The following is a 25499-nucleotide window of genomic DNA, read 5'->3' as shown; positions in this document are numbered from 1 at the left end:
AAGCATCCTGCGGAAAGCGCAGGCCACAAAACGCAAGAGCCGCACCCGAAGGCGCGGCTCTTGCGTAAACACCCGATGACGGGAGGCTGGGCGCGATGCCCGGCCTCGCAGTCGATCGACCCTTGCGGATCGATCAGCCCTGGCGGGCCTTGAAACGGGGGTTCTGCTTGTTGATGACGTAGACGCGGCCCTTGCGGCGGATCACGCGGCAGGCCTTATGGCGCGTCTTCATCGACTTCAGGGAGTTGACGATTTTCATGATGCTGTTCCTGAACGCTCGGCGGCTCGATTGAAGGCGCGCACCATAGTGCGGTGCCCACCGACTGTCAACGCTCGGGAACGCTCCGAAAAGCACCTCCCTGCCGCTCAGCCTTTGCCGCCCCATCTACCCCGCCGGAACGACAGATGCGGGAGGACGGATGGGCATAGGATATTTATGGGACATAATGCTGATACCATCTCTCCAATAAAGAGAAATCCATGGGACGGTCCAGCAAACTGTATGGAAGATATACAACTTCGCGTTAGACGGCGCCGATGGGCGGCGGGCCGGAGATGACTGTCCGCCCACGATTCTCGACTTTGCCCTCCCCAAAAAAATCCAACAAAAACCGCCACACAATCGAGCCGATACACAGTATTTACTTATGACACCCTGATAGCTTCATCAATCTTTCGCAATATTCTGCGGTGTATTGACGCGACGATCCGAAATCGTATGCTGCGGAGTTGAAGGGCTGTTCTTGCTGATGTAGGAACATCCTCAGATATTCAGCGGCATCCGGACCGCCATCGCGCATGATTACAGCCGATCCCGTCGGAAAGGTTGTCGATTCGTGCCGGATCGGCCCGGACTCCGTCCCGTTCCGCGCATGGCACGCCGCATGCGGTCGCCTGCGCAGCGCATCATCGATGGGGGGATCATGAAGTTCTGGAAAGCTCTCTCTCTGGCAGCCGCGGCCGGCGCGCTGTTCATGTCGGCCACGAACGCCGAGGCGGCCTATCCGGAGAAGCCGGTCACGATGATCGTGGCCTTCGGCGCCGGCGGCGGCACCGATCTGCTGATTCGCGCCCTGGCACCCTTCCTGGAAAAGCAGCTGGGTGAGGGCAGCCGGGTCGAGGTGGTGAACAAGCCCGGTGCCGGCGGCGAGATCGGCTTTGCCGCCATCGCCGACGCCGCCCCCGACGGCTACACCATCGGCGCCATCAACTCGCCGAACGTCAACGCCATCCCGATCGAGCGCCAGGCCCGCTATTCGCTGGACCGCCTCGACCCGCTCTACAATCTGGTCGACGATCCCAGCTCCTTCGCGGTCAACACCGAAGGTCAGTTCAAGACGCTGACCGACGTCGTCACCTTCGCCAAGGCCAACCCGAACGGCGTGACGGTCGGCACCACCGGCATCGGCTCCGACGACCATCTGGCGATGCTGGTGTTCCAGCGCCAAGCCGGCGTGACCTTCACCCATGTGCCCTTCCAGGGCTCCGCCGCCAACGAGGCGGCGCTGGCCAACAAGAAGATCATGCTGAGCGCCGTGAACATCGGCGAGGCGATGCAGTACAAGCAGAAGGACCCGATCGCCGTCCTGGGCGTGATGGCCGAGAAGAAGGTGGAGCAGGCCCCCGGCGTCGGCACCTTCAAGGAGCAGGGCTTCAACGCGCTGATGTCGTCGCTGCGCGGCATCGCGGCGCCGAAGGGTCTGCCGCCGGAGGTGCGGACCAAGCTGGTCGACGCGCTGGGCAAGGCCGCCAACGATCCGGGCTTCCAGGCCAAGGCGAAGGAGCTGTACCAGCCGATCCGCCTGCTGGCGCCGGACCAGTACGCCGCCGAACTGGCCGAGTCGACCAAGGAGCTGCGCGAGCTGTGGGCCACCAACCCGTGGCTGAAGTAAGAGCCCCCGCAGGGTTCGGACGATAAGGAAAGGGCGCCGGCTTGCACCGGCGCCCTTTATCGTTTTGAAAAACTCACGATCCCTTCGTCAGCCCCTCACTTCAGCCAGGGCGTCTCCTTCCAGATGGTGCGGAAGGTCGCCTCCTGGGTCTTCAGCTCCGCCGCATACTGGTCGGAGGGCAGCAGGCGCAGCGGCTGGTAGGCCTTGCGGGCGATGTCCTGGAACTCCGGATGCTGGACCGCCTTGGCGATGGCGTCGACCAGCCGGGTCCGCACGTCCGGCGGAAGGCCCATCGGGGCGGCGAGGCCGCGCAGCGACGACATCTTCACATCGAAGCCGAGTTCCTTGAAGGTCGGCACGTCGGCGGCCTGCTCCGACCGCTTTTCCGTCATCACGCCCAGGATGCGGATCGGGTCGCCTTCACGGGCCCGCGCCGATTCGCCGATGTTCATCGAAGTGACCTGGATATGCCGGCCCAGCAGGGCGCGGTGGGCGTCGGCGCTGCCCGGGAAGGGCACATGGGTCAGCTGGGTCTGGGTCAGGCGCTGGAACATCAGCATCGCCAGATGATCGTCGGAGCCGATGCCGGTGGTGCCGACCGTCACATTGTTCGGGTTGGCCTTGGCGAAGGCGGCGACGTCGGCCAGCGTCTGGAACGGGCTGTCCTTGTGGACGACGAAGGAGCCGGGATCGTCGACCAGATTGTAGAGCGGGTCGAGCCGGTCGAGCGAGAAGCGCGCATGCCGCTCGATGGGGATCGTCACGACGTTGGGCGAGTTGATGAGGCCGATGGTGTAGCCGTCGGGGGTGGCGTCGGCGATGGCGGCGAAGCCGATCTCGCCGCCCGCACCCGGACGGTTCATCACGATCACCCGGGCGCTGCCGCCCAGCTCCTTCTCGATGAAGGGGGCGAGCGACCGGACGATGAAATCGGACCCGCCGCCGGCGGCATAGCCGACGATCAGGCTGATCGGCTTCTCCGGGTAGGCGGCCAGGGCAGCACCCGGCGCCGCCAGCGCGATGACCGCCGCCAGCCCGGCGGCGGCCCCAGTGGCGACAATCCCGGCGGCCGCCGACAGCCGCCCCAGCCCGCGCGACAGGAGCCTGTGCGACAAGGCGCCGAACCGGCCGCTTCCAGCCGCGGCGGCGGGTCCTGTCGATCCATCCTGAACGGTGGAATGCGCCTTCATATCCATACATCGCCTCCTTCGGTTCGCATCCGCGCCACGGCCGGGACCACGATCCAGCGTTGTACCCGGAACCGCCCCGGGAACCGCCGATCCTGCGGATGCGGCATCTTCCAATTGCTTTTTATCGATCATCAGACACCGTTCCGGCACCTTCTTGCGGCACGACCCATCGTAGAGGCGATTTTCCAGCAATCAACCTCCGTTTCGATGTTTTCAGTTACAGCCAAATATTCTAATACTTGTCTATCCGTCGTGATTCACCCGTCATAAGGATCATCCGAGGCACGTCGCACCGGATGCCGTTCATTCGCGAAAGGCTGTTCCCGGCATGACCGTTCACAAGGATTTCGCCCGCCCCGACGCCGTGACGCTGGAGGCGCTGCGTGCCCAGGCCCCCGCCACCCTGCACGAGGCGATGGGCAAGAAGGGCGCCATGGGCTACCCGATCAAGCCGCTGTTCCCCGGCATGCGGCTGTGCGGTCCGGCGCTGACCGTGTCCTGCGGGCCGACCGACAACCTGATGATCCACATCGCGGTGGCGCTGGCAAAGCCCGGCGACGTGCTGGTGGTGGATTTCAAGGGCATGACCGATGCCGGCCCCTGGGGCGACATCCTCACCGCGTCGGCCATCGCCCGCGGTCTGGGCGGGCTGGTGATCGACGGCTGCGTGCGCGACGCCACCGCCATCCGCGACATGGGCTTCCCGGTCTTCTGCCGCGGCACCAACATGAAGGGCACCAACAAGACCGACGCCAAGGGCGACGTCAACACGACGGTCGTGGTCGGCGGCGTGATGGTCTCGCCGGGCGACATCGTGGTCGCCGACGACGACGGCGTGGTGGTGGTGCCGCAGGATCTGGCTGCCGACACGCTTGCAAAGGCCGCCGCCCGCGAGGCCGCGGAAGAGGCCTACCGCCACAAGCTGGAAGCCGGCGAGACGACCATCGAGCTTCTGAACCTGAAGCCCTATCTCGACGCCGCCAACATCGCGCTCTGACCCGCCCGCCGACCGCCCCCTCCAGCGAAGTCCCCCGCCATGCCCGACATCATCATTTCCGAATTCATGCAGCCCAGCGCCGTGGACGATCTGCGCCGCGACTTCGACGTCCATTACGACGAGACCCTTTATAAGCGCCTGGACGAGCTGTATGCGATGGGCCGCGACGCCCGCGCCATCTGCATCCGCAACGAGACGGAGATCCGCGGCGCCTTCTTCGACGCCTTCCCCAACCTGAAGGCGGTGGGCCGGCTGGGCGTCGGGCTGGACAACATCGACGTGCCGGCCTGCCGGGAGCGCGGCATCGCCGTCCTGCCGGCCACCGGCGCCAACGAGGTGTCGGTCGCGGAGCTGGCGATCGCCGGCCTGATGATGCTGGTGCGCGGCACCACCTATTTCGCGACGCCGGACGTGGCTGCCGGCAAATGGCCGCGCGGCCGGCTGATCGGGCGCGAGGTGTCGGGCAAGACGCTCGGCATCGTCGGCTTCGGCCGCATCGGCCGCCATGTCGCCCGCCGTGCCCAGGGGCTGGACATGACGGTGATCGCCGCCGACCCGCATGTGCCGGCCGACGATCCGGTCTGGGCCCGCATGGGCGTGGAGAAGGTGTCGTTCGACCGCATCTGGGACAGTGCCGACGCGCTGTCGCTCCACCTGCCCTACACGCCCGACACCCACAACCTTGTCAGCGCCGAGGTGATCGCCCGGCTTAAGCCCGGCACCATCCTGGTCAACGTCGCCCGCGGCGGCATCGTCGACGAGGCCGCACTGGCGGCGGCGCTGACGAGCGGCCATCTCGGCGGCGCCCTGCTCGACGTCTATGCGACGGAGCCGCTGCCGGCCGACAACCCGTTCCAGGGCGTGCCGAACCTGATCCTGACCCCGCACATCGGCGCCACCACCGACGAAGCGCGCGTCCGCACCGGCCATATGATCGCCGACAATGTCCGCGCCGTGCTGACCGGAACCATCCCGGACACCGCCATCGTCTGAGTGCGACGGCAAGGGGCCTTCCTGCGCCGGCATGCGGGGGAAGGCCCTTTTTGCTGCCCGGCTTGCGGTCGCCGGGCAAAAGGCGGAGAGTCGCGGCCACCCGCCCACCGGTTCCGGGAATTTCCCTTTGCGGCTGCTGCTGATCGAAGACAACCGCCGGCTGGCCGCCCTGACCGCCGAAGGGCTGGGCAAGGCCGGCTTCGCCGTCGACCTCGTCTACAGTGCGGAGGATGCGTCGGCCGCCCTGGCCGTCACCGGCTTCGATGCCGTGCTGCTCGATCTTGGGCTGCCCGATGCCGACGGGCTGACGCTGCTGTCGGCCCTGCGCGCCCGCGCCGACGCCACCCCGGTGCTGATCCTGACCGCCCGCGATTGCGTGGACGACCGGGTCAGGGGGTTGAATCTGGGGGCCGACGATTATCTGGTGAAGCCCTTCGCGCTGGAGGAGCTGGTCGCCCGCATCCGCGCCCTGCTGCGCCGGCCGGGGGCGGCGCTGGGCATGGTGCTGCAACAGGGGAACCTCGCCTTCGATTCGGCGGCCCGGCTGGCCAGCGTCGCCGGCAGGCCGCTGGACCTCAGCCGGCGCGAGCTGGACGCGCTGGAACTGCTGCTGCGCCGCGCCGGCCGGGTGGTGTCGAAGGCGGCGCTGGAAAACGGCCTCTACGGCTTCGGCGAGGAGGTCGGGTCGAATGCGGTCGAGGTGCTGATCCACCGGCTGCGCAAGCGGCTGCTTGCCGCGGGCGCCACCGCCGGCGTCCAGACCCTGCGCGGCATCGGCTACATCCTGACCGAAGTGCCTGCGGAGAAGGGGGCGGAGGCCGGCGCGGAGAGCGGGCAATGAGCGGCGGCGCGGACAAAGGGCGCCCGCCGTCGCTCCTGGCATCCATCGCGCGCTGGCTGGTGCTGGTCACGCTGCTGGCCGTCGCCACCACGGCGTTGCTGCTCTATGTCGAGTTCAAGGGCACCCACGACCGGATGCGCCAGCGCACCCTGTCCGGCGTCGCCCGCGTGATCGAGAAGGCGGTGCGCGGCCCGGACGGCACGGTGAACACCGCCCTGTCCGAGCCGGTCCAGGCGATGCTGCGGGTGAATGCCGCCTCCTTCGCCCTGGTCGATGGCGGGGGCCGGCTGCTGCTCGGCTCCAGCGGTGTCGACGGTCCGCTCGACCCTGGCGCGACCGAACGGCCGCGCAGCGTCTTCCGCGTGCCGGCGCAGAACGGCGAGCCGCCGCTCTACGGCCTCAGCCACCGCATCGAGGTCGGCGGCCGGGCCTATTGGATCCAGGTGGCCTCCGGCGAGGAGGAGCTGCACATCGAATGGCTGCTAGAGGAGTTCGTCGAGCATTTCGGCTGGATCTGGCTGCCCTTCGCCCTGGTGCTGATCATCGTCAATCTGGTCATCATCCACCGCGGCCTGCGCCCGCTGCGCCGCGCCTCGGCCCGTGCTGCCGAGATCGGACCGGACAGCGTGTCGGAACGGCTGCCGGAGCAGGGCATGCCGCGCGAGGTGCTGCCGCTTGTCCGCGCCGTCAATCAGGCGCTCGACCGGCTGGAGGCCGGTTACGAGGCGCAGCGCGGCTTCATCGCCGACGCCGCGCACGAGCTGCGCACGCCGCTGGCGGTGCTGGACGCCCATCTGGCGCTGATCGGCACCGCGGGCGCCCCGATTCGCGAGGATGTCGCCGGCATGGCGCGGCTGGTCGACCAGCTGCTCGATCTGGCGCGGCTGGACGCCCTGCGCATCGCCCCCGACGAGTCGGTCGATCTGTCCCGGCTTGCGGTGGAGGCCGCCGCCCATCTCGCCCCGCTGGCGCTCGGCAAGGGCCGCCTGATCGAGGTGATCGGCGACGAGCGGGCGCTGCCGGTGCGTGGCGCACATGACCCGCTGTTCCGCGCCCTGCGCAATCTGGTGGAGAACGCCGTCTGCCATGCCCCGGCCGGCAGCACGGTCAGCCTGGAGCTGGCGCAGTCCGCCGACGGCGGGCCGCTGCTGCGGGTGATCGACCGCGGCCCCGGCATCCCGCCGGACCAGCGGACCCGCGTGTTCGAGCGCTTCTGGCAGGGCGGGCGCGACAGCCGCCACGGCGCCGGAACGCATGTTGACGGAACAGGCGGGGCCGGGCTGGGCCTGTCCATCGTCGCGCGCACCATGCAGGCGCATGGCGGCGGCATCGCGGTCGAGGACACCCCCGGCGGCGGCGCCACCTTCACCCTGCATTTCCCGCCCATGCCGCGGCGAAGCGACGCAGTGCGGACGAGTCCCGCCGTCACAGGCGCCCCGTAAGCACCATGTAAGCTTGGCGGTCTAGACCGGTGGGGACTTTCCGCCCTTGCCAGGATGACCGCCGATGCTGTCCGCCACCTCCCCGACCGCCCTGCCGACGATGCCGTCACCGCTCCAGAGCCGCCCGTCCGCGACCGCGACGGCCACGGCCGGGATCGACAGCGACGGCGACCGCGACAACGACACCCGCGAGAGCGCCAGCGCCCAGTCCACCGAGCAGCGCAGCGCCACCCCCAGCCTGCCGGCGGACCCCAACCGCGGCCGCACGCTCAACATCACCGCCTGAACGGAGGCGCGTTCCAGATGCCCACCACCTACAGCACCACCCAGAAGACCCTGCACTGGCTGATCGCCCTGCTGATCGTCGGCCTCTATCTGCTGACCTTCGGCGAGGATTTCTACGAGCGCGGGCACCCCATGCGGGCCACGATCTGGTGGCTGCACATCTCCTTCGGCCTGGGCCTGCTCGGGCTGGTGCTGGCGCGGATCGTGCTGCGCCTGACCCGCGGCACCCCCGCCCTGCCGCCGGAGATGACGCCGGCCGAACGCGGCGCCTCGCAACTCGTCCATTTCGGCCTCTACGCCCTGATGCTGGCGATCCCGCTGGTGGGCGTGGTGCTGACCTGGCTGCGCGGCGACACGCTGACCTTCTTCGGCCTGTTCACCATCCCCTCCCCCGTCGAGGCCGACCGCACGCTTGGCCGCTCGGTGAAGGAGATCCACGAGCTTGGCGCCAACCTGATCCTTGCCCTTGCCGCCCTGCATGCGGCGGCGGCGCTGTGGCACCATTTCGTCCGCCGCGACGGCGTACTGGCCCGCATGCTGCCGGGCCGCCATGGACGCAGCCAGCCCGGCCTCGCCGACTGATCCCGCAGCCGTCTTTCTCCACCCATGCGAGCGCCATCCCTGTGCGCTCGCGCATCCAGACGCTATAGTCTTTGCCATACATATGCATGGCGATGGGCGATGGCAGAACGCAAGACGACAGGACGCGGCCGGAAGACCGGACGTGCGGCAGGCGGAGCGGAAATGGACGATGCCGGCCAAGGCGCCGGCCTCCTGCCCTTCCCCGACCTGCTGGCCTCGACCGCCGGCTCCACCCCCGATCCCGCCCCCGATGCCGCTGGCGACGCCGACGATGAGGCCGCCGCCGAGGATCCCCATTATCTCGACCATCGCGAACGGCTGCGCCGCCGCTTCCTCGACCGCGGTCCGGACGCGCTGGAGGATTACGAGCTGCTGGAGATGGTGCTGTTCGCCGCCAGCCCGCGGCGCAATGTGAGGCCGCTGGCCAAGCTGCTGATCCGGACCTTCGGCGACCTGTGGGGGGTGGTCAACGCCCCGCCGGAACGGCTGCGCGGCCTGAAGGCGGACGGCGTGTCGCTCGGCACCGACAATGCCGTCGCCACCGTGCGCATCGTCGGGGCGGCGGCCCTGCGCGCCTTGCAGCAGCGGGTGATCGACCGGCCGGTGCTGGCCTCCTGGCAGGCGCTGATCGACTATTGCGCCGCCGCCATGGCGCATGAGCCGACCGAGCAGTTCCGCCTGCTGTTCCTCGACCGCAAGAACAAGCTGATCGCCGACGAGGTGCAGCAGCGCGGCACCATCGACCACACCCCGGTCTACCCGCGCGAGGTGGTGAAGCGCGCACTGGAGCTGTCGGCTGCCGCCGTGATCCTGGTGCACAACCACCCCTCCGGCGACCCCACCCCCAGCCGCGCCGACATTGAGATGACCAAGGAGATCGTCCGCGCCGCCAACGCCGTGGGGCTCGTCGTGCACGACCATCTGGTGATCGGCAAGGGCGGCCGGCACACCAGCTTCAAGGCGCAGCGCCTGCTGTAACCCGCTCCTCATCCCCTGCTTGCCATGCAGCCGCGCCATGCGCCGCCACTTTGCATTTGCGAATCGGTCGCCATTTTGTTGACCTGACGCTGCCCCGCCGAAAGATCGACCGACCGCATGTCCTCCTCGCCCCTCTCCCTGAAGCGCCGCAGCCTGCTGATCGGGTGCGGCGCCCTGGTGCTGATGTCCGACCGCGCGATGGCCGCCCCCGCCGCCCCGCGCCGCCTGACCCTGACCAACCAGCACACCGGAGAGACCTTCGACGGCCCCTACCGCGACGCCGACGGCCCGCTGCCCGACGCGATGGCCGACCTCGGCAAATTCCTGCGCGACCACCGCGCCAACAAGGAGGGGCCGGTCGACGTCGGCACGCTCGACTTCCTGGCCGATATCCTGGAGGCGGTGGGCCAGTCCAAGGCGACCATCCTGTCGGCCTTCCGCACGCCGGAAACCAACGCCATGCTGGCCGCCCGCAGCCTGGGCGTGGCGGAGCACAGCCAGCACCTGCTGGGCCGCGCGCTGGACGTCACCCTGCCGTCGCGCCTGCCCGATGCGCACCGCAGCGCGCTCGACCTGAAGCGCGGCGGGGTGGGCTGGTATCCGCGCTCCCACTTCCTGCACATCGACACCGGCCCGTTGCGCAGTTGGGAGATGTTCGGCCAGAACCTGGACGGTCTGTTCGCCCCCGGCGCCCGCAGCACCCGCCTGCGCACGGTGTCGCAGCGCATGCAGCTGCACCGGGCCATCGCCCGCCGCCAGATGCTTGGACGGAAGTGATCGTCCAAGGCTGGACCTTTCCCTCATGCCGGTGTAGGGAGTGCACCATGACCGACCGCATCGCCCTCACTGCCCCGATGTATTATCCGCCGCTCACATAGCGCGGCGTCGATCGGTCATACCCGAAACCATGCCGTCGCAAGTCCGGCGGCCATGGTTCTCTCCCCATACAGAGACAGTCTCCGGACGGCCCGGCCAACCGTAGAGACGTCTTCGATGCCGACCCACTCCAATGCTGCCGAGTTCCTGCGCATCCTGCGCGAGCGCGGCTTCCTCCACCAATGCAGCGATCCGGCCGACGACCTGTCGGGCCTCGCCGCCGCGGCGCCGGGCGGGGCGCTGACCGCCTATGTCGGCTACGACGCCACGGCGGCCAGCCTGCATGTCGGGCATCTGCTGTCGATCATGGCGCTGCGCTGGCTTCAGCGCACCGGCAACCGCCCCATCGTGCTGATCGGCGGCGGCACCACCCGGATCGGCGATCCCAGCTTCCGCGACACCAGCCGCCCGATGCTGGACGAGGCGCAGATCGCCGCGAACGCCGCCGGCCTGCGCAGCGTCTTCGGCCAGTACCTGACCTTCGGGGACGGCCCGGCGGACGCCGTCATGGTGGACAATGCCGACTGGCTGGACGGGCTGGATTACGTGCCCTTCCTGCGCGACGTCGGCCGCCATTTCACCATCAACCGCATGCTGAGCTTCGAGTCGGTGCGCCAGCGGATGGAGCGCGAGCAGCCGCTGACCTTCCTGGAGTTCAACTACATGATCCTCCAGGCCTATGATTTCCTGGAGCTGTCGCGCCGCCACGGCTGCCTGTTGCAGATGGGCGGGTCCGACCAGTGGGGCAACATCGTCAACGGCATCGAGCTGGCCCGCCGGGTCGAGCGGCGCGAGCTGTTCGGCCTGACCACGCCGCTGCTGACCACGGCGTCGGGCACCAAGATGGGCAAGACCGCCGGCGGTGCGGTGTGGCTGAACGCCGACGCGCGCAGCCCCTTCGATTTCTGGCAGTTCTGGCGCAACACCGAGGACGCCGATGTCGGCCGTTTCCTGCGCCTGTTCACCGAACTGCCGCTCGACGAGATCGCCCGGCTGGAGCGGCTGGGGGGTGCTGAGATCAACGAGGCGAAGATCGTCCTGGCGACCGAGGCGACCCGCCTGTGCCATGGCGCCGTGGAGGCGGAACGGGCGGCGTCGGCGGCCGGCAGCCCCTTCGCCCCCAATGGCGACGGACTGCCGGAAGTCATCCTGCGGCTTGCCGAGGGGAGCGGCGGCGTGCCGCTGGTCGATGCGCTGGTGGCGGCCGGCCTGTCGGCCTCCAAGGGGGCGGCGCGCCGCCTGATCCGCGAGGGCGGCGCCCGGCTGGACGGCCGGCCGGTGACCGACGAGGCGGCGACGCTGACCGCGCCGGCCGTGCTGTCGGCCGGCCGCAAGCGTCATGTCCGCCTGATCGTCACCACGTGAGGATGGGTAAAGGTGGCGTCAGCCCTCCAGCTGGCGCCACATCTCCATGTCGCGCTCGGCGGTCCAGATGCGCGGATCGACATGGCCGGTCGCCTCGTCATAGGCGCGGGTGACGTTGAACGGCATGCAATGGTCGAAGATCACCCAGTGGCTGAATTTCGGCTTCAGCGCGGCGTAGGTGTCCTTGTAGATGGCGCGCAGGTCCTTGCCGGCCGCGACCCCCTGCTTGACCAGCTCGAACAGGTCGCTGGTGAAGGCGCGGGTGCCGCGCAGCCCCTCCTGCACCTGTTCCGCCGTGGTCAGGGCGGCACCGCGGCCGGGCACCAGCTTCTCCGGCTTCAGCGCGGCGAGGGCGTCGAGCGTCGCCGGCCAGTCGGTGAAATAGGCGTCGCCGCAATAGGGCGTGGCGCCATATTCGACGAGGTCGCCCGAGAACAGGATCTTCTGCTGCGGCAGCCACACCACCGTGTCGCCCTTGCTGTGGCCACGGCCGAGTTGCAGCAACTGCACCTCCAGCGAACCCAGCCACATCGTCATGTGGCCACGGAAGGTGATGGTCGGCCAAGTCAGGCCGGGGACGGACTCGACGGCGCGGAACAGGCGCGGGAAGCGGCCGATCTCGCTCGCCATGTCGGCCTCGCCGCGCTCGACGATCAGGTCGCGGGTGTCCTCGCTGGCGATGATCTGCTCCGGCGCATAGCCCGAGGCGCCCAGCACGCGCACCGCATGGTAATGCGACAGCACGACATGGCGGATCGGCTTGTCGGTGACCTCGCGGATGCGGCGGATGACATCCTGCGCCATCACCGGCGTCGCCTGGGTGTCGATCACCATCACCGCATCGTCGCCGATGACGATGCCGGTGTTGGGATCGCCCTCCGCCGTGTAGGCATAGGCGTTGTCCGACAGCTTGTCGAAACTGATGGTCTTCTCGTCCAGGTCGGCGTGCGAAGCGAAGTTCTTGGACATCCGTTTTCTCCACAGGCGCGGCCGATACCCCCAACCCTCCAGGGACGCACGGCCGTCATTGATCGGTTGGGCAAACCATATCGTTTCACTTGAAACCATGCAATGCGTTTGAATTAACCGGTTGTTAGCGGGCGCCGCCGCCTTCTCATGCATGCGTCTGGTCGCGGGGGGAGGCATCGGGTGAGACGGTGGGTGCGTTTCGATATTGCCGCACTGCTGGCATCCGCGCTGCTGGTTGCCGCAACCCCGGCCCTGGCCGACCGCGCGCCGAAGGGCATCGCCGCCGTCCCGCCGCACTGCCTGGACATGGCGGCGGTGGAATGGCAGGTGCCGGCCGATGCGCTGCGGCTGATCCTGGCGGTGGAACAGGGCACGCCCGGCGCCTGCTCGGCCAACAGCAACGGCACCAAGGATTGCGGGCCGGGGCAGATCAACAGCATCTGGTTCCCGGTGATCGCCGCCGGCCGCGTCCCGCCGGAGGTGGTGCAGCAGGCGCTGACCTTCGACCCCTGCTACAACATCCGGGTCACCGCCTGGATCCTGCGGCGGGAGATCGACGCCGTCGGCTGGGAGAATTTCTGGACCGCCGTCGGCAACTATCACAGCCGCACGCCGGAGTTCCACGCCCGCTACCTGCGGCGCGTCATCGAAGCCGCGAAGTCACTGTCCAGCCAGCCCAAATAAGCCCCCGTTAAAGCGCCTTGCGCGTCAACTCCACCTGCATGCCGACCTTGCCGCCGGGGCCGCCACCGAGACCGCCACCGGGACCGCAGGACAGCCCCATGCAGAAATAGGACAGCGTCATGTCCGGGCAGAAGGCCAGCAGGCCCGACGCGTCGGTCAGCGAGGTCCGCTGGTCGACCGCGTCCGGCAGCGTGACACGCAAGCCCTCCGGCGTCATCGTCAGTTCCCCGCCCATCCGGCGCGCCGCCCCCAGGCAGATGCCGTCCGACCGGCTGCCGCCCTCGGCCACCGCCTCGCCCAGCAGATAGCTGCGGATATGCAAAGCCGCCCCGACCCCGGCGAACAGGACGCCGCAGACCGACAGGGCGATGCAGGCGGTGCGGGCCGATCCGGGGGCGAAGAGGGGGCCGGTCATGGCGGTGGAGTTTCCTCGGCTTAAAAGGGTTGCCGCGCGATGTGCTCGGCGAGTTGCAGGATCGGCACGATGGTCAGGCCGAACATGACGATGCCGGCCACCCCGACCACCACGACGGACAGGCCGCGCAGCACCGGTTCCGCCACCGCGACGGCGTGCAGGTAGAGGTCGCGGTACTGCTCGGCCAGCGCCGACAGGCTCTGCGCCAGTTCGACCCGGTTCTCCGCCGCGGCGATGGAGGCGCGGTCGGTGCCCGGCAGCGCCCGCATGGCGTCGGTCCAGGGCAGCCCGGCGGCGACCGCCCGCGTCGCATCAATGAGGTCGGCGGCCAGCGCACCGGCGGGGGCGCCGTCGGCGGTCAGCCGCAGCGCCCGGTCGATCGGCACGCCGCCGGCCACCAGCAGCGACAGCTCGCGGAAGATCACATGGTGCTGGATGCCGAGCGCGATGTCGCGGTAGAGCGGGATCCCCATCACCAGCCGGTCGACCTGTTCCGGTGCGGCCCGCCGGCCGACGGTCGCCAGCCCGCCCAGGACGGCGAGCACGGCCAGCACAATCGCGACCAGCCCGGTGGTCAAATTCGACAGCAGATAGACCCAGTCGACATTCACCTCCTCGCCCGCCCGCCGGAACACCTCGGTCTCGAGCAGGAGCGGTGTCAGGACGAAGGAGGTGCCGACCATCACCACGCCCGACGTCACGACATAGAGCACCGCCAGCGCCAGCCCGGAGCGGAAGCCCTGGCGCGCCCCGGCCAGCTGCCGCTCGAACTCGGCGGCGGTGCGGAGTGCCGCCGGCGTGCCCTCGCCGAAGCCGCCGGCCCGCACCAGCGCCACCAGCACCGGCGGGAAGCTGCGCGGCTGGCGCAGCATGGCGTCGGCAAGGTCGTCGCCCAGCTCCACCGCGTCGGCCATCCGTTCGGCGGTGCGGCGGATGCGCCCGCGGAAGGCGGCGGCGATGCGGCGCAGCGCCTCGGCCAACCCGACGCGCGAGTCGAGCATCGCCGCCAGCCGGATGAACAGGATGTGCCGTTCGTTGCGGTCGAGCGGCCGGCCCCAGCCGCCAACCTTGAGCCGTCGCCGCACCGACAGCACGCGGCCCCGGCCGCTGATGGCATCGCGGGCGCGGCGTTCGTCGGCGGCCTCGACCTCGATGGAGCGGGCACGGCCGCCGGCGAGCAGCCTGACCTCGAACCACGCCATCGCCGCCGTCCCGTCAGCGCGCGGCCGGACGGAAGACCGTCACGGTCGGCCGCAGGATCAGGAAAAGCGCGTCCTTGCTGATGTCCTGCGCCTGCTTGCCGATCACCCCCTTGTCGATCGCCCCGCGGGTCATCGTCGGCTGGTTGCCGCTGAAGCCGCGGCTGTCGGTCTGCAAGCCGCCCAGCACCACCGTGTTGCCGGCCACCACCCGCACGATGTCGTTCAGCGCCTGCTCCTGCGTCACCGGCTGGGTCAGGATGCCGACCTGGTTGCCGGCATTCAGGTCGCGGAACTCGATCAGGTTGTTCAGCAGCAGGTTCAGGTCGATGGTGACGATCTGGTTGTCGGCATCGAAATGCGGCGTCAGCTTGATGGTCAGCCCGGTCTGGACCGTGCCGGTCTGCGCCGACCCCACCACCCCCGGCGAGTTCAGCGCGGCGTTGCCGGTCGCGGCGGTCGTGGTGCCGAGCCCGCCGACGGCGGTGACGCCGACCCCGGTGACATAGGGGATGGTCTGGCCGCTGCGCAGCGTCACCTCCGCCCCCGACAGGGTGTGCACCTCGACATTCTGGCGGGTGTCGGTGTTGCCGAACTTCGACAGGAAGGAGATGGCGCCGGCGACATTGAACACGCCGCTGACCCCCAGCAGCGTGCCGGGGTTGGAGATGTTGACCGAGATCGGTGCCTGGCCCGCCGAGACGGTGCCGCCAAGCCCACCGTTGACCGTCGTCGTCCCGTTGGTGGTCGTCGTGGTGGCACCCGATTGCAGCCGGTTGAACTGCAAGGCCAGCGCGTTCCAGTCGAAGCCGCTGGCCGACTGGTCGGTCAGGCCCAGGCTGACCACCGCCAGCTGGATGCGCACCATCGCCATGTTGCGGTGCAGCCGGTCGATGTAGGGCTGGATCACCTCGCTGTAGACAGTGGGCGAGGCGGAGAAGACCACCTGCCCGCCGCGCAGCGACTGGGTGATGTCGGTGGCGCCCAGCGTCTTCAGGTCGGTCATCACCGAATCGATGACCGCCTGGTTCTGCGGCACGGTGAAGGCGAAGCGGTCGCGGTTGCTGAGGAACAGCGTGCCGTTCTGCCACCACGCCACCACGCCCATGCCGGTCTCCAGCACGCCGGCCAGATCGGTGAAGCTGCCGGTGAAGGCGCGGATCGGCAGGGTCTGGCGCAGCATCGCCGCCCCGTCGGTGCCCTCGAACCGGGTGGCGACCGGCACGCCGGAATAGGTCATCATGCTGGTCAGCCGGTCCAGCGTGTTCTCGCCCGACGGGAAGCTGACCGAGATCTGGCGCGCCGCGAGGCTGGCCGGCAGCGGCTGGCGCAGGGATTGGGCGACCAGCATGCCGCGGCCCACCGGCACCTCGGTCACCGCCGGGGAGTTGTCCTCGGTCAGGCGCTGCTCGGCGGCGGCGACCACCGTCTCGCGCTTCGGCAGCTCGGCCACCTCCGGCAGGGAACAGGAGGCCAGCAGCCCCAGCATTGCGGGCAGCAGAAAGCCGCTCTTGCGGATCACGGTCATCTTGCGCATGTGGCGGGTCCCCCGCCCGTCGCCGGGAAGGCGCGCGGGTCGATCAGGAACGGCGTGCCGGCACGGTCCTGGAAAAAGGCGCGGCCGTCGAGACAGCCGACGAAGGTGGCGCCCGACGGCACCAGATCGGCCGCCGACATGGCGGACCCCGGCATGTTGGGCAACGGCGGCAGCGGCGGCGCCCCCGGCGGGCTGCCGGCCAGGGCCGCCCCCTGGCGGCGTCCGCCCGGCGCCATCGCTCCGGCGGAGGCACCACCGGGCAAGGTCCCGCCCGGCACCGCCATCCGGCGGGCCAGCGCATCCTCGACCGCCCGCGGCAGGGCACCGTCGCGCGTGCGCCCATCGAGGGCATCGATCATCGCCTTGGCGACCCGCTCCTCCAGCCCGGACACCGCGCTGTCGATGCGCTGTTGCAGGCGCCGCTCCAGATTGTCCTGGCGGGCCGATGGCGGCAGGAACGGGCTCTCCTCCGCCAGCGCGGCAGCGGGAAGCAGTGGGCCGGCCGACAGCGACGCCGCCAGCAGGGCCGCTCCCGCCATCTGTCTCATCATCCCGGAAACCCGGTCCGCCATCATTCCCGCCCGCCGGTTGCGACCATCAGGTCCGGCGGCAATACTCCCGGCGCTATGCTTGAGAATGGGTAAATCGGCGACCGTCCACAGCATCAGCGAGCACTCGGTGGCTGGCCCGCAATCTCGATGGTCCATTTGCCGTCGCGGTATTCCAGCTTGCTGACATAATTGTCCGGACCGATGGCGGCCAGCGCCGCCTCCCACTGCCGGTGGGGCATCTGTTCCAACGTCAGGGCCTGCGGCTGCGGCACGCGGTGCGGTGACCAGTAATACAGCCCGCCGCCGGTGGTCAGCAGCCCCAGCCCGGCGGCGAAGCCGACCGACGACAGCGCCAGCGGCACCGAGACCGGCGCCGACACCCGCCGCATCCGCCGCGTCGCCCGGATGGTGCGCAGCCTGACCTGATCGGCTGTCACCCAGGGCGGGATCACCACGCCATAAGCCTTGCCGTCGACCGGCACCGTCGGCCGGATCGCCGCCATCTGAAGCTGGACCTGCCGGCTCTTGGCCTCGGGCAGCAGCCCGCCGACCGGACGCCCATTGCGCACCGTCAGCTCGAACACCCGGCGTCCCGACGGCACCAGCGCGATTCCGCCGGGATTGGCGTCGAGCTCCGTCACCAGATCGGGCAGGAAGGATCGGCCGGGGCCGCCCTCGTGGATTTCATAGAGGAAGCCGGTCCACAGCGGCTCGACCGCGTACCAGCAGCGTTCGGAGCTTCCCACCGTGCGCCGCGCGAACGAGCGCGCATAGGCGAGGGCGTCGCGGCGCTCCACACCTTCCAAGAAGCCGTACAAGACATTGGTCGCGAGACCGCCGCTGCCCAAGAACGCCCCTGCCTTCCCGACTCGACCGAAAGAGGTGGCGACAGTCCGTCCAAGGTACCACGCACGGACAGGGCGCCGCAGCATCTCTATGCCCGCCGACGCCCCGCGGTCAATGGCCGGGGCTGAAACAACGTGAGGACCGGAGCCAGCCCCCTATCGCGCCGTCCGCTGCATCCACAGGGTGGCGGCAATGGTTCCCGCCGGCTCTCCCCCCGCCCCGCCGCAGGTGCGCGTCACCTCGTACAGCCCCTCCGGCCGCCGGGTGGCGAGCGAAGCCAGCGCCCCCGTCACCGGATCGCCGCCAACTCCACCGGCAGAGCCGCCGGACAGCGGGCCGGACAGGCAGAACCAGGTCCCCTCCGCCTGCACGCCGTAGGACCAGGACAGCCCCGACACCGCCGGCGGCATCGTGCCGAAGGCCGGGAACAGCGCCGCCTGCCATCCGTCGGCGGCCGGCACCGCGGCACCGCTGGCCTGCCGGCTGCGATAGGCGCCCTCCAGCACGGAAAAGCCGGAATCGGCCTGCGAGGCGACGCGGCTTTTCGCCATGGCCGAAGGGTTGACGTACTGGATGCCGCCCGCCACCACCATGCCCATCAGGGCAAGGGCGAAGATCGCCTGGATGATGTTCATCGCCGCCGACGTGTCATGTCTTCCGCCTCACGTCTTCGGCCGCGGCGCCGGCATGCGCTGCTCCACACCCTTGGCCTCGCTGCCGAAGACGCGGCGCAGTTCGGCCGCGGTGGTGACGCCAGCGTGGAATTTGGCGACCGCATCCTCATACAGCGACCGCCAGTTCCTTGCCCCCTTCGCCGCGGCGACCACCGCGGCTGGCTCGTCGAACACCGCGCATTCGCTGACGGCCGTCCGCCCGGCATAGCCGGCATTGCCGCAGGCCGCGCAGCCGGCGCCATGGCAGGCCCGGCAGAGGGTGCGGACCAGCGACTGGACCAGAACGCCGCGCAGCAGCGACTTGATGTCGTGGGCCGGAACGCCGAGATGGCGCAGCCGGTCGATGGCCCCGTTCACCGATCCCGTGTGCAGGGTGGTCAGCACCATGTGGCCGGTATCGGCGGCGCGCACCGCGATCTGCGCGGTTTCCTCGTCGCGCACCTCGCCCAGCACGATCACGTCGGGATCGGCGCGCATGAAGGTGCGGACCACCCGCGCGAAGTCCAGCTTCACCGCCGGATTGACGTTGACCTGCCCCGTATAGGCCATGCGGTATTCCACCGGATCCTCGATGCTGTAGATGGCGCGGCCCAGCCGGTCCATCTCGCGCACGGTCGCGCTCAGGGTGGTGGACTTGCCGGATCCGGTCGGCCCGCAGACCAGGCACAGCCCATGGCGGCGGTCCACCGCGCGGCGCCAGTCGCCGACCTGGCTGATGCCCAGCCGGTCCAGGTTCGGCTGCACCCGCTCCACGTCCAGGATGCGCATGACGATGATCTCGCCATCCACCGACGGCACGGTGGTCACGCGCAGATCGACCGGCCGCCCGCGATGCTCGACCTCGAACCGCCCTTCCTGCGGCAGCCGCCGCTCCGCCAGATCCATGCCGGAGCGGTCCTTGATCCGGGCGACGATGGTGGCGGCGGTGGCCGATGCCGTCTCGTCCATCAGGCGGCGGATGCCGTCCACCCGCAGGAAGATGCTGCAGGTCTTGCGGCGCGGCAGGATGTGGATGTCCGACGCCCCGGCCTCCACCGCGCGCGACACCAGCTGCTCCACCGGATCGCTGTCCTCCAGCCCGGACTGGGCGCGGCGGACGCGGTCGAGGAACTCGTCGAACTGGTCGGGGACGAAGCTGCTGAAGCGCACCGTCCGGCCGGGGTAGTAACGGGCGGCCACCCGGCCGGCGACCGATTCGTCGTGCAGCGTCGCCACATGCACCGCATCGTCGCTGAGCCCGGTGACGATGATCGCGTGCCGCTCCAGCAGCGGCAGCGGGATCGGCGTGCCGCCCATCGCCTCCGGCGTCTCCAGGGCGGTCTCGTGGCTGATCTTCGCCTCGTCCAGGTCGGCGCGGGCAAGGAAGCCGTTGCGCACCAGGATGGCGCCCAGCGGTTCGCCGGTCACCCGCTGCTCCGCCATCGCCGCATCGAGGATGCCGCGCGTCACCAGCCCCTTGCGCAGCAAATAGCCGGCAAGTTCCTCGCGGAAGGCGGCGGACGGCTTCAGGACCGGCATGTCCAGCTCGCCCGGTTGGCGACCGACGGCAGGACCGCGCCCGATGCGGCGGCCCCGGAAACGGCCCGCGCCCCCTCCCCCGCGACAGCCTGCTGGGAAAACAGCGCCCCCTGGGCGCAGCGGCCGCCGGGCGCCGACCAGATGTGGCTGTTGGGGTCTGCCACCGCGTGCGACCCGCCGAGGTCGAGGACACCGGCACTGCCCGGCCGCGCCGCTGGCCCGCCGATGATGGAGGATTTCATCTCCAGCTGTCCGTTCTCGATGACGATGCCGAAGGGGGTGCCGTTGTCGACGGCGACGTCGGTCCGGTCGAGGATGGCTTGGCCGCCGCCGCTGCGCAGCGCCGCCATCGGCAATCCCCTGCCATGGACTTGCAAGGACGGGCGCCGCGACTCGGCCGTGAAGGTGACGCCGGCCCCCAGCGAGGACACCAGCGCACTGCGCCCGGCCCCCACCGTCACCTCGACGGCGGCGTCGCGGAACAGGGCGGTGCCGCCGTCGACCAGCACACCGTCGCCGCCGGGCGCCGTCACCGTCAGCTTCCCGCCCGCGACGTCCAGCCGCGCATGCGCCACCCGCAGCCCGGCGGCCCGGTTGGTCGAGATGGCGTTGTTGCCGGCGAAGGTCAGCCGGGTGCCGGGAAGCGCCTCGACCGGCATCTCGAAGCCGACATTCTCGATCCGGGTATCGGTCGGCAGCCGGAGCGCCACGTCCGGCGGGTTGGTGGACACCACGACTCCGGCCGCTTCCGCCTTCAGCACCAGCCGCACCGCCCGGCCGCCGTCCTGATCAGCGGCCAGCGCCTGAACCTGCGCCGCCGGAAGCTCGTGCCGGCCGGGGGCGAGGCGCAGGACCATGGTCGAGGGCCGGGTCGCCTGCCAATGGCCGAGCGCGGCCGACAGGGTCATGGCGTCGGCCGGGCTGGTCCCGGTCGCATCGCCCTGCGCGGTCGGCGCCACATGGCGCGTGACGGTCGCCGAGGCGGCCAGCGCTGCGAGATCGGCCGAAGCCCCGCGGGTGACGGCGACGGCGCTGCCCTCGGCAACCTCGATCCGGCCGTCGCGGAAGGTCAGGGCCGCGCAGTCCGGCAGAGCGGTCGAGCCGATCGGCGGCGCCACGATCGCGGCGATCACCCCGGCACGGGCCAACTCCGTTGGAGCCGCGGGTGCGGCCGCCACGTAGCTGCGCCCGCCGCCGGCCGCCCCCGCCGGCCAGGACGCCGTGCGGAGCTGCGCCGCCGCCCGGTCCGATGCCGGAGCGAACACGCAATAGCCGTAGACCGCTCCCCAGGGTGTCCGGGTGCCCGGCATCAGCCAGCGCGGCAGGGTGCCGGCCGGCTGCACCGGCTCCTTGGCCGCAGCCTTGCCGGTCGATGCCTGCCCTTTTGCGGATGCGGCGCCTGCCGGACGGGGAGGCGGATCCTCGGGCGCCGGCGGACTGGCGACTCCGTCATTGTCGAGAACGCGCAGGTTGGCCTCGACCAGCGCCGCCAGCCGGTGCATGTCGGCGGCACTTCGCTGCGCCTGGCTGATCCGGTTCGAGGCGTCGACCATGGTGTAGGCGGTGTAGCCGGTCGTCGCCACCAGCGAGATGGCCATGATCGTCATCAGGATCAGCGATGTCATGGCATGGCCTCCAAATCGGGCCCACTCTATCTTGCCGCCGGGTCGCGGACCAATCCCGTTGCCGCGCATTCCGGAAAAAGACCCGGAAAATCACAAGAAAACGCCCCGGCCACAGGGGTCGGGGCGCTTCGGTCAGCAACAGGGCGCCTCAGACGACGCTTAGAACTTGTAGTAGGCGACGTACTTGTTGTTGTCACCGGCGATGCCGGTCACGTTGTTGAAGGTCAGCGCGGTCGCCGTGGTGATCTGGACGCAGCCGAACTTGTAGCCGGTGAAGGCGGTGTTGAAGGCGGCCGGGGTGGCGACGGTCAGCGTCAGGCCGGTGCCGGGAACGGCCAGCGTACCGGTGGCGGAGATCTGGCCGCCGGCACGGGCGATTTCCGTGCACTGGGACAGGGCCGTGGTGCCCAGCACAAGGAAGATGCCGCCGTTGGCGAAGCTGCCGAACTGGGTGACGCCGGTGGCGGTCGCCGTGTTGGTCAGGTCGAGCGTGTAGGCACCGGCGACGCCGTTCCAGGTGGCGGAAATCGTCGGAGCGGTCGGCACGGCGGCGAGGTAGCCGGTGTTGATCAAGTCGGTCTGCGTCGCCGCACCGGACATGGTCGGGAACGTCGAACCTGCGGCACCCAGGGTCGTGGTGTTGCCGTTGCTGCCATACAGCGTCCAGGCCGCATCGACCTGCGACAGCGCCTGGATGATGCCGACGGCGGCGGCCTTCGGACCGGCGGTGGTGAAGGCGCTACCGACATAGAACACGCCGGCGGCTCCCATCACCGCCGTAAGAGCGACCGAAATAATGACGGTCAAAATATTGAACATTTATGTCTCCTGGGGCGGCCGGCACACGGCTGGTGGTCGCGCGGCAGGAGGCCGGCCCGCCAGCCCCTTCCCGGCCCGGCGACCATCCCTCTGCCTTGCTTTTGTCTAAAATAGGTTCGCCGTGAAGGCGTTTATGAGAGGTTAATTTCGCGCAGGCGTTGATTTGCGCACCGACTGTAGAGCGCGGGTTCCCCACAGCGCGACAACCCACCGCACACTCTCGTCACAGCGGTCCATTCCGCGGATGAAGGGTCGCGAACGGCAAAAGACCGGAAACACCGAGAAGCCGCCGGGCGTTGACTCTGCCGCCAGCGGCGGTCCGAGGCGGGTTCGGCCGCCAACCGAAGAATCATGAAAGCGGTTGCACAGCCAATGCCTCCGCTTAAGATAGCATCGTCTGCGAAATATTCTTTCTTTGGGAGGGACCGTGAACAAAGCCGCTACCCTGGCGCTGATTTCCACCGTCGCATCGGCCATTGTCTCTGCCGCATCTCCCGCTTCGGCCCGGGACGCGCACCTGATGTTTCCGATAGAGTCCGCCCTCAACACAGCCGCAGCCCAGGAGAAGCTGGACAAGGGCGTGAAGCTTTATTTTGGCAACCAGAAACATCCCAATCCGGTCAAGGTCGTCGGCGAATGGGCCACAAACAAGAAGACCAACGCATTCAACAAATCCGACAAGGAGGCTTGCGAGTGGGTCTTCCTCAGCGCCGTTCTGGAACTGCAGGAGCGCGCCCGCAAAGAAGGCGGTAACGCGGTGATCGACATCAAAAGCAATTACAAGAACACGGAAACGAACAGCAATACGGAATACATGTGCGGCGCCGGCAACATCATGGCAGGCGTGGCGCTCAAGGGAACCGTGGTCAAGCTGGGCGCCAAGTAAAGCCGCCGGCATGGGCCTTGCCGTCGCAGCGACGGCTCCGGCCATCGACGGCAAGACCGGCAACCGCATCGCAAAATCGATGCGCGCCTCTATCCACAATGTGACCCTGCCATGATAGGGTCCGCACTCGCTCCACATGGCGTCCGGAAACGGCAGGACATGATTTTGCAGACCGGCATCCGCGCGCTTTTCCTCATTCTCGCGACGGTCGCCGTGCTCGGCGGCTGCAGCCGCCGGCAGCCCATCTACCGGGTAACCGACCAGCCCATGCCGGCGGCGTCGCGCAACCTGTCCGCCGCGGTGCTCCAGCGGACGATCATGGAAGCGGCGATCGAACGCGGCTGGTCCGCGGAGTGGAAGGCGCCCGGTGAGATTCTGGCGACGAAGGCATGGAAGGACCACGAGGCGGTCGTCGAAATCCGCTATTCGCATGAAAGCTACACCATCGATCATGTGTCCACGACCAACCTGCGGGAGCGGGGCGAAACCGTTCATCAGGCCTACAACAAGTTGGTGTGCGCGCTGCAGGACGAGATCGAGCGGCGCCTGCGCCAGGCCGAACCCCGGGTCCCGTCCGCGCCATGACTGAAACCCTGCGTGTCGCCATCCGCGGCTGGTGCGCCTGGACGCCGGAGCGCAGCACCCGCGCCGCGTGGCGGGCCTGGGCGGGTGCGCCCGCCCTGTCCGACGATGCCCAGCCGCCGGCGCTCCCCATGATGTTGCGCCGCCGCACCTCGCCCATCGGGCAGAGGCTGATCGCCGCCGCGCTGGCCTGCGGCGACGCGGCGCAGACGGCGCGCTACGTCCTCGCCTCCGGCCATGGCGAGCTGGCGCGGACCGTCGGCATCATCGATTCGCTGCGGCAGGGCGAGTTGCCGTCGCCGGCCGAATTCAGCCTGTCCGTGCATCACGGCCTGGCCGGGTTGCTGTCCATCCACACCGGCAACCGCCGAGGCCACACGGCGCTTGCCGCCGGTCCCGACAGCTTCACCTTCGGGCTCCTGGAGGCCGCCGCCAGCCTGGCCGAAACCCCGTCGGAGCCGGTGCTTCTGCTCTACGCCGACGCGCCGATGCCCGACGAATACGCGCACTTCCACACCGCAGCCGACGAAGCCCTGCCGCTGGCGGTCGCCCTGGCGCTTGGCCCCGCGGATGGAGAGGGCGAAGGGCTTGCGCTGCACTGCGCGCCGTCGGCCGGCGGGCCGGCCGCAGAGTCCACGGCGCTCGATTTCATGCGCTTCCTGCTGTCCGGAGCGCCCCGGGCAACCTCGCGCGGGGAGCGGCTCGACTGGGTGTGGCACCGTGCCGGCTAAGGTTCTGGACAGGCTGTGGCGGCGCGCGGCCACCGGATTCGCCTTCGCCTTCCTGTTCGGCGGCGGCGCAATCCTGGCGCCCACCATCTTTCCGCTGCTGGCGCTGACCAGCCCGGCGGGTGCGGTCCGGCGCCAGCGCTGCCAACACCTCATCCATCTGATCTTCCGCTTCTACATCCGCATGCTGCGCGTGCTGCGCGTCATCGACCTGAAGGTCGAGGGCGCCGAGCGCCTGCGCGACGGGCATGGCAAGCTGGTGGTGGCCAACCACCCCTCGCTGCTCGACGTGGTGATTCTGATGGCGCTGATGCCGCGCGCCCAATGCATCGTGAAGAAGGAACTGTGGGAAAGCCGCTGGCTGGGCGGCATGGTGCGCGGCGCCGGTTACATCCGCAACGACCTCGACCCGGAGGCGTTGCTCGACGCCTGCCGCACCGCGCTGGAGGCCGGCGACGGACTCATCATCTTTCCCGAAGGCACGCGCACCGTCCCCGGCGAGCCGATCCGCTTCCGCCGCGGTTTCGCCAATCTGGCCACCCTGCTGGAAGCCGAGGTGCAACCGGTCACGATAACCTGCGATCCGCCCACGCTCATTAAGGGCGAAAAATGGTGGATGATCCCACCGCGACGGCCGATTTTTCGCGTCATGGTAGGGGATCGTCTGGACGTTACGGGGTTGCTCGGCTATCAGTACCGCTCACTGGCGGCCAGGAAGCTGGTGCGCAGTCTAGAAGAATATTTTGCGGAACGGTTGGCCGATGGAAAAGCTTGAACGTGAGTTGAAGGTTTTGATTGTTGACGCGCTCAAGCTGGAAGATATCGCCCCAGAAGATATTGACAGCGAAGAGCCGCTCTTTAATGATGGACTAGGCCTCGATTCCATTGACGCCCTGGAACTGGGGGTCGCGCTGCGCAAGACTTACGGAATCAAGATTGAGTCGGTGACGGACGACGTGAAGCAACATTTCGCCAACGTGCGGTCTCTTGCCAGATTCATTCAATCTCAGCATGCGGAGTAGAGG

Annotated in this window: 28 protein-coding genes; 16 read left to right on the top strand and 12 right to left on the bottom strand. The window is 69.1% G+C overall.

The features are described 5' to 3' along the window. Positions 1-133: 133 nt before the first annotated feature. On the bottom strand, positions 134-259 hold the full coding sequence (ykgO, locus tag TSH64_RS27420; protein WP_012973122.1) for a type B 50S ribosomal protein L36: 126 nt from the start codon (positions 257-259) through the stop codon (positions 134-136). Positions 260-923: 664 nt separating this feature from the next. Between ykgO and TSH64_RS27415 the strand changes: the two genes are divergently transcribed. Further along, entirely contained in the window at positions 924-1892 is a 969-nt protein-coding gene (locus TSH64_RS27415) for a tripartite tricarboxylate transporter substrate binding protein (RefSeq protein WP_109453081.1), read from the top strand. 95 nt (positions 1893-1987) lie between these two features. Here the strand turns inward: TSH64_RS27415 and TSH64_RS27410 are convergent, their stop codons facing one another. Further along, positions 1988-3088: a tripartite tricarboxylate transporter substrate binding protein gene (locus TSH64_RS27410; protein ID WP_109449926.1), complete on the bottom strand. Its 1101-nt coding sequence runs from the start codon at positions 3086-3088 to the stop codon at positions 1988-1990. 322 nt (positions 3089-3410) lie between these two features. Here TSH64_RS27410 and TSH64_RS27405 point away from each other — a divergent pair, with 322 nt between their 5' ends. From TSH64_RS27405 to tyrS, 9 genes are all read left to right on the top strand, one after another. Beyond that, the gene (locus TSH64_RS27405) at positions 3411-4079 is read left to right on the top strand and encodes a 4-carboxy-4-hydroxy-2-oxoadipate aldolase/oxaloacetate decarboxylase (RefSeq protein WP_109449924.1); all 669 of its coding nucleotides are present in this window, start codon (positions 3411-3413) and stop codon (positions 4077-4079) included. Between the two features lie 39 nt (positions 4080-4118). Then, entirely contained in the window at positions 4119-5072 is a 954-nt protein-coding gene (locus TSH64_RS27400) for a hydroxyacid dehydrogenase (protein WP_109449922.1), read from the top strand. Between the two features lie 127 nt (positions 5073-5199). After that, entirely contained in the window at positions 5200-5913 is a 714-nt protein-coding gene (locus TSH64_RS27395; protein WP_109449919.1) for a response regulator transcription factor, read from the top strand. Continuing rightward, complete coding sequence (locus TSH64_RS27390; RefSeq protein ID WP_109449917.1) at positions 5910-7355, top strand: ATP-binding protein; 1446 nt, start codon at positions 5910-5912, stop codon at positions 7353-7355. Before TSH64_RS27395 ends, TSH64_RS27390 begins: the two co-directional genes overlap by 4 nt. A gap of 64 nt (positions 7356-7419) precedes the next feature. Beyond that, on the top strand, positions 7420-7641 hold the full coding sequence (locus TSH64_RS27385; RefSeq protein WP_109449915.1) for a hypothetical protein: 222 nt from the start codon (positions 7420-7422) through the stop codon (positions 7639-7641). A 17-nt stretch (positions 7642-7658) separates the two neighbouring features. Continuing rightward, positions 7659-8222 carry a cytochrome b gene (locus TSH64_RS27380; RefSeq protein WP_109449913.1) on the top strand — a complete coding sequence of 188 codons (564 nt, stop codon included), beginning with the start codon at positions 7659-7661 and terminating at the stop codon, positions 8220-8222. Positions 8223-8384: 162 nt separating this feature from the next. Further along, on the top strand, positions 8385-9200 hold the full coding sequence (gene radC / locus TSH64_RS27375) for a DNA repair protein RadC (RefSeq protein WP_247873178.1): 816 nt from the start codon (positions 8385-8387) through the stop codon (positions 9198-9200). Between the two features lie 117 nt (positions 9201-9317). Then, a complete protein-coding gene (locus TSH64_RS27370; RefSeq protein WP_098740568.1) occupies positions 9318-9977 on the top strand; it encodes a DUF882 domain-containing protein in 660 nt (219 codons plus the stop codon). A 216-nt stretch (positions 9978-10193) separates the two neighbouring features. Continuing rightward, on the top strand, positions 10194-11441 hold the full coding sequence (gene tyrS / locus TSH64_RS27365; protein ID WP_109449909.1) for a tyrosine--tRNA ligase: 1248 nt from the start codon (positions 10194-10196) through the stop codon (positions 11439-11441). Positions 11442-11459: 18 nt separating this feature from the next. On the opposite strand, the gene TSH64_RS27360 is transcribed toward tyrS, so the two are convergent. Further along, positions 11460-12410 carry an MBL fold metallo-hydrolase gene (locus TSH64_RS27360; protein WP_109449907.1) on the bottom strand — a complete coding sequence of 317 codons (951 nt, stop codon included), beginning with the start codon at positions 12408-12410 and terminating at the stop codon, positions 11460-11462. Between the two features lie 192 nt (positions 12411-12602). On the opposite strand from TSH64_RS27360, the gene TSH64_RS27355 reads away from it, so the two are divergent. After that, positions 12603-13094 carry a lytic transglycosylase domain-containing protein gene (locus TSH64_RS27355; protein WP_199237678.1) on the top strand — a complete coding sequence of 164 codons (492 nt, stop codon included), beginning with the start codon at positions 12603-12605 and terminating at the stop codon, positions 13092-13094. 7 nt (positions 13095-13101) lie between these two features. On the opposite strand, the gene TSH64_RS27350 is transcribed toward TSH64_RS27355, so the two are convergent. The 9 genes from TSH64_RS27350 to TSH64_RS27310 all read right to left on the bottom strand — a co-directional run bounded on the left by TSH64_RS27350 (position 13102) and on the right by TSH64_RS27310 (position 22278). After that, a complete protein-coding gene (locus TSH64_RS27350) occupies positions 13102-13509 on the bottom strand; it encodes a hypothetical protein (protein WP_109449905.1) in 408 nt (135 codons plus the stop codon). Positions 13510-13529: 20 nt separating this feature from the next. Beyond that, complete coding sequence (locus TSH64_RS27345) at positions 13530-14711, bottom strand: type II secretion system F family protein (protein WP_109449903.1); 1182 nt, start codon at positions 14709-14711, stop codon at positions 13530-13532. Between the two features lie 13 nt (positions 14712-14724). Beyond that, the gene (locus TSH64_RS27340; protein WP_109449901.1) at positions 14725-16245 is read right to left on the bottom strand and encodes a hypothetical protein; all 1521 of its coding nucleotides are present in this window, start codon (positions 16243-16245) and stop codon (positions 14725-14727) included. Next, a complete protein-coding gene (locus TSH64_RS27335) occupies positions 16233-16784 on the bottom strand; it encodes a hypothetical protein (protein ID WP_247873177.1) in 552 nt (183 codons plus the stop codon). The genes TSH64_RS27340 and TSH64_RS27335 overlap by 13 nt, the downstream gene beginning before the upstream one ends. A gap of 125 nt (positions 16785-16909) precedes the next feature. After that, positions 16910-17614 carry a hypothetical protein gene (locus TSH64_RS27330; RefSeq protein ID WP_109453079.1) on the bottom strand — a complete coding sequence of 235 codons (705 nt, stop codon included), beginning with the start codon at positions 17612-17614 and terminating at the stop codon, positions 16910-16912. A 183-nt stretch (positions 17615-17797) separates the two neighbouring features. Next, positions 17798-18277, bottom strand: coding sequence for a hypothetical protein (locus TSH64_RS27325; RefSeq protein WP_109449897.1), 480 nt, complete (start codon positions 18275-18277; stop codon positions 17798-17800). A 27-nt stretch (positions 18278-18304) separates the two neighbouring features. Then, entirely contained in the window at positions 18305-19834 is a 1530-nt protein-coding gene (locus TSH64_RS27320; RefSeq protein WP_109449895.1) for a GspE/PulE family protein, read from the bottom strand. Continuing rightward, complete coding sequence (locus TSH64_RS27315; RefSeq protein ID WP_109449893.1) at positions 19822-21459, bottom strand: hypothetical protein; 1638 nt, start codon at positions 21457-21459, stop codon at positions 19822-19824. Before TSH64_RS27315 ends, TSH64_RS27320 begins: the two co-directional genes overlap by 13 nt. Before the next feature lie 159 nt (positions 21460-21618). After that, positions 21619-22278 carry a hypothetical protein gene (locus TSH64_RS27310; protein WP_098740578.1) on the bottom strand — a complete coding sequence of 220 codons (660 nt, stop codon included), beginning with the start codon at positions 22276-22278 and terminating at the stop codon, positions 21619-21621. A gap of 427 nt (positions 22279-22705) precedes the next feature. On the opposite strand from TSH64_RS27310, the gene TSH64_RS27305 reads away from it, so the two are divergent. From TSH64_RS27305 to TSH64_RS27285, 5 genes are all read left to right on the top strand, one after another. Further along, positions 22706-23164 carry an excinuclease ABC subunit A gene (locus TSH64_RS27305; protein WP_247873176.1) on the top strand — a complete coding sequence of 153 codons (459 nt, stop codon included), beginning with the start codon at positions 22706-22708 and terminating at the stop codon, positions 23162-23164. 159 nt (positions 23165-23323) lie between these two features. Next, a complete protein-coding gene (locus TSH64_RS27300; protein ID WP_109449891.1) occupies positions 23324-23749 on the top strand; it encodes a hypothetical protein in 426 nt (141 codons plus the stop codon). Next, positions 23746-24477 (top strand): beta-ketoacyl synthase chain length factor, encoded by a 732-nt coding sequence (locus TSH64_RS27295; protein WP_109449889.1) that lies wholly within the window; start codon positions 23746-23748, stop codon positions 24475-24477. Before TSH64_RS27300 ends, TSH64_RS27295 begins: the two co-directional genes overlap by 4 nt. Next, the gene (locus TSH64_RS27290; protein WP_109449886.1) at positions 24467-25249 is read left to right on the top strand and encodes a lysophospholipid acyltransferase family protein; all 783 of its coding nucleotides are present in this window, start codon (positions 24467-24469) and stop codon (positions 25247-25249) included. Before TSH64_RS27295 ends, TSH64_RS27290 begins: the two co-directional genes overlap by 11 nt. Then, positions 25236-25496, top strand: a complete 261-nt coding sequence (locus TSH64_RS27285) for a phosphopantetheine-binding protein (RefSeq protein ID WP_109449884.1) — start codon at positions 25236-25238, stop codon at positions 25494-25496. Before TSH64_RS27290 ends, TSH64_RS27285 begins: the two co-directional genes overlap by 14 nt. Positions 25497-25499 lie beyond the last annotated feature (3 nt).

It is taken from the genome of Azospirillum sp. TSH64 (assembly GCF_003116035.1).
Lineage (GTDB): Bacteria > Pseudomonadota > Alphaproteobacteria > Azospirillales > Azospirillaceae > Azospirillum.
The sequence above is the reverse complement of the archived record's forward strand: the minus strand, read 5'-3'. Positions and strand labels throughout refer to the sequence as shown.

What these genes read in the sequence shown, in the direction of transcription:
- TSH64_RS27390 (WP_109449917.1), top strand. Translation starts at nt 5,910, where the DNA reads ATGAGCGGCGGCGCGGACAAAGGGCGCCCGCCGTCGCTCCTGGCATCC.
- TSH64_RS27400 (WP_109449922.1), top strand. Translation starts at nt 4,119, where the DNA reads ATGCCCGACATCATCATTTCCGAATTCATGCAGCCCAGCGCCGTGGAC.
- radC (WP_247873178.1), top strand. Translation starts at nt 8,385, where the DNA reads ATGGACGATGCCGGCCAAGGCGCCGGCCTCCTGCCCTTCCCCGACCTG.
- TSH64_RS27340 (WP_109449901.1), bottom strand. Translation starts at nt 16,245, where the DNA reads ATGCGCAAGATGACCGTGATCCGCAAGAGCGGCTTTCTGCTGCCCGCA.
- tyrS (WP_109449909.1), top strand. Translation starts at nt 10,194, where the DNA reads ATGCCGACCCACTCCAATGCTGCCGAGTTCCTGCGCATCCTGCGCGAG.
- TSH64_RS27410 (WP_109449926.1), bottom strand. Translation starts at nt 3,088, where the DNA reads ATGGATATGAAGGCGCATTCCACCGTTCAGGATGGATCGACAGGACCC.
- TSH64_RS27360 (WP_109449907.1), bottom strand. Translation starts at nt 12,410, where the DNA reads ATGTCCAAGAACTTCGCTTCGCACGCCGACCTGGACGAGAAGACCATC.
- TSH64_RS27345 (WP_109449903.1), bottom strand. Translation starts at nt 14,711, where the DNA reads ATGGCGTGGTTCGAGGTCAGGCTGCTCGCCGGCGGCCGTGCCCGCTCC.
- TSH64_RS27310 (WP_098740578.1), bottom strand. Translation starts at nt 22,278, where the DNA reads ATGTTCAATATTTTGACCGTCATTATTTCGGTCGCTCTTACGGCGGTG.
- TSH64_RS27320 (WP_109449895.1), bottom strand. Translation starts at nt 19,834, where the DNA reads ATGCCGGTCCTGAAGCCGTCCGCCGCCTTCCGCGAGGAACTTGCCGGC.
- ykgO (WP_012973122.1), bottom strand. Translation starts at nt 259, where the DNA reads ATGAAAATCGTCAACTCCCTGAAGTCGATGAAGACGCGCCATAAGGCC.
- TSH64_RS27285 (WP_109449884.1), top strand. Translation starts at nt 25,236, where the DNA reads ATGGAAAAGCTTGAACGTGAGTTGAAGGTTTTGATTGTTGACGCGCTC.
- TSH64_RS27295 (WP_109449889.1), top strand. Translation starts at nt 23,746, where the DNA reads ATGACTGAAACCCTGCGTGTCGCCATCCGCGGCTGGTGCGCCTGGACG.
- TSH64_RS27350 (WP_109449905.1), bottom strand. Translation starts at nt 13,509, where the DNA reads ATGACCGGCCCCCTCTTCGCCCCCGGATCGGCCCGCACCGCCTGCATC.
- TSH64_RS27315 (WP_109449893.1), bottom strand. Translation starts at nt 21,459, where the DNA reads ATGACATCGCTGATCCTGATGACGATCATGGCCATCTCGCTGGTGGCG.
- TSH64_RS27380 (WP_109449913.1), top strand. Translation starts at nt 7,659, where the DNA reads ATGCCCACCACCTACAGCACCACCCAGAAGACCCTGCACTGGCTGATC.
- TSH64_RS27415 (WP_109453081.1), top strand. Translation starts at nt 924, where the DNA reads ATGAAGTTCTGGAAAGCTCTCTCTCTGGCAGCCGCGGCCGGCGCGCTG.
- TSH64_RS27405 (WP_109449924.1), top strand. Translation starts at nt 3,411, where the DNA reads ATGACCGTTCACAAGGATTTCGCCCGCCCCGACGCCGTGACGCTGGAG.
- TSH64_RS27370 (WP_098740568.1), top strand. Translation starts at nt 9,318, where the DNA reads ATGTCCTCCTCGCCCCTCTCCCTGAAGCGCCGCAGCCTGCTGATCGGG.
- TSH64_RS27385 (WP_109449915.1), top strand. Translation starts at nt 7,420, where the DNA reads ATGCTGTCCGCCACCTCCCCGACCGCCCTGCCGACGATGCCGTCACCG.
- TSH64_RS27300 (WP_109449891.1), top strand. Translation starts at nt 23,324, where the DNA reads ATGATTTTGCAGACCGGCATCCGCGCGCTTTTCCTCATTCTCGCGACG.
- TSH64_RS27325 (WP_109449897.1), bottom strand. Translation starts at nt 18,277, where the DNA reads ATGAACATCATCCAGGCGATCTTCGCCCTTGCCCTGATGGGCATGGTG.
- TSH64_RS27335 (WP_247873177.1), bottom strand. Translation starts at nt 16,784, where the DNA reads ATGGCGGGAGCGGCCCTGCTGGCGGCGTCGCTGTCGGCCGGCCCACTG.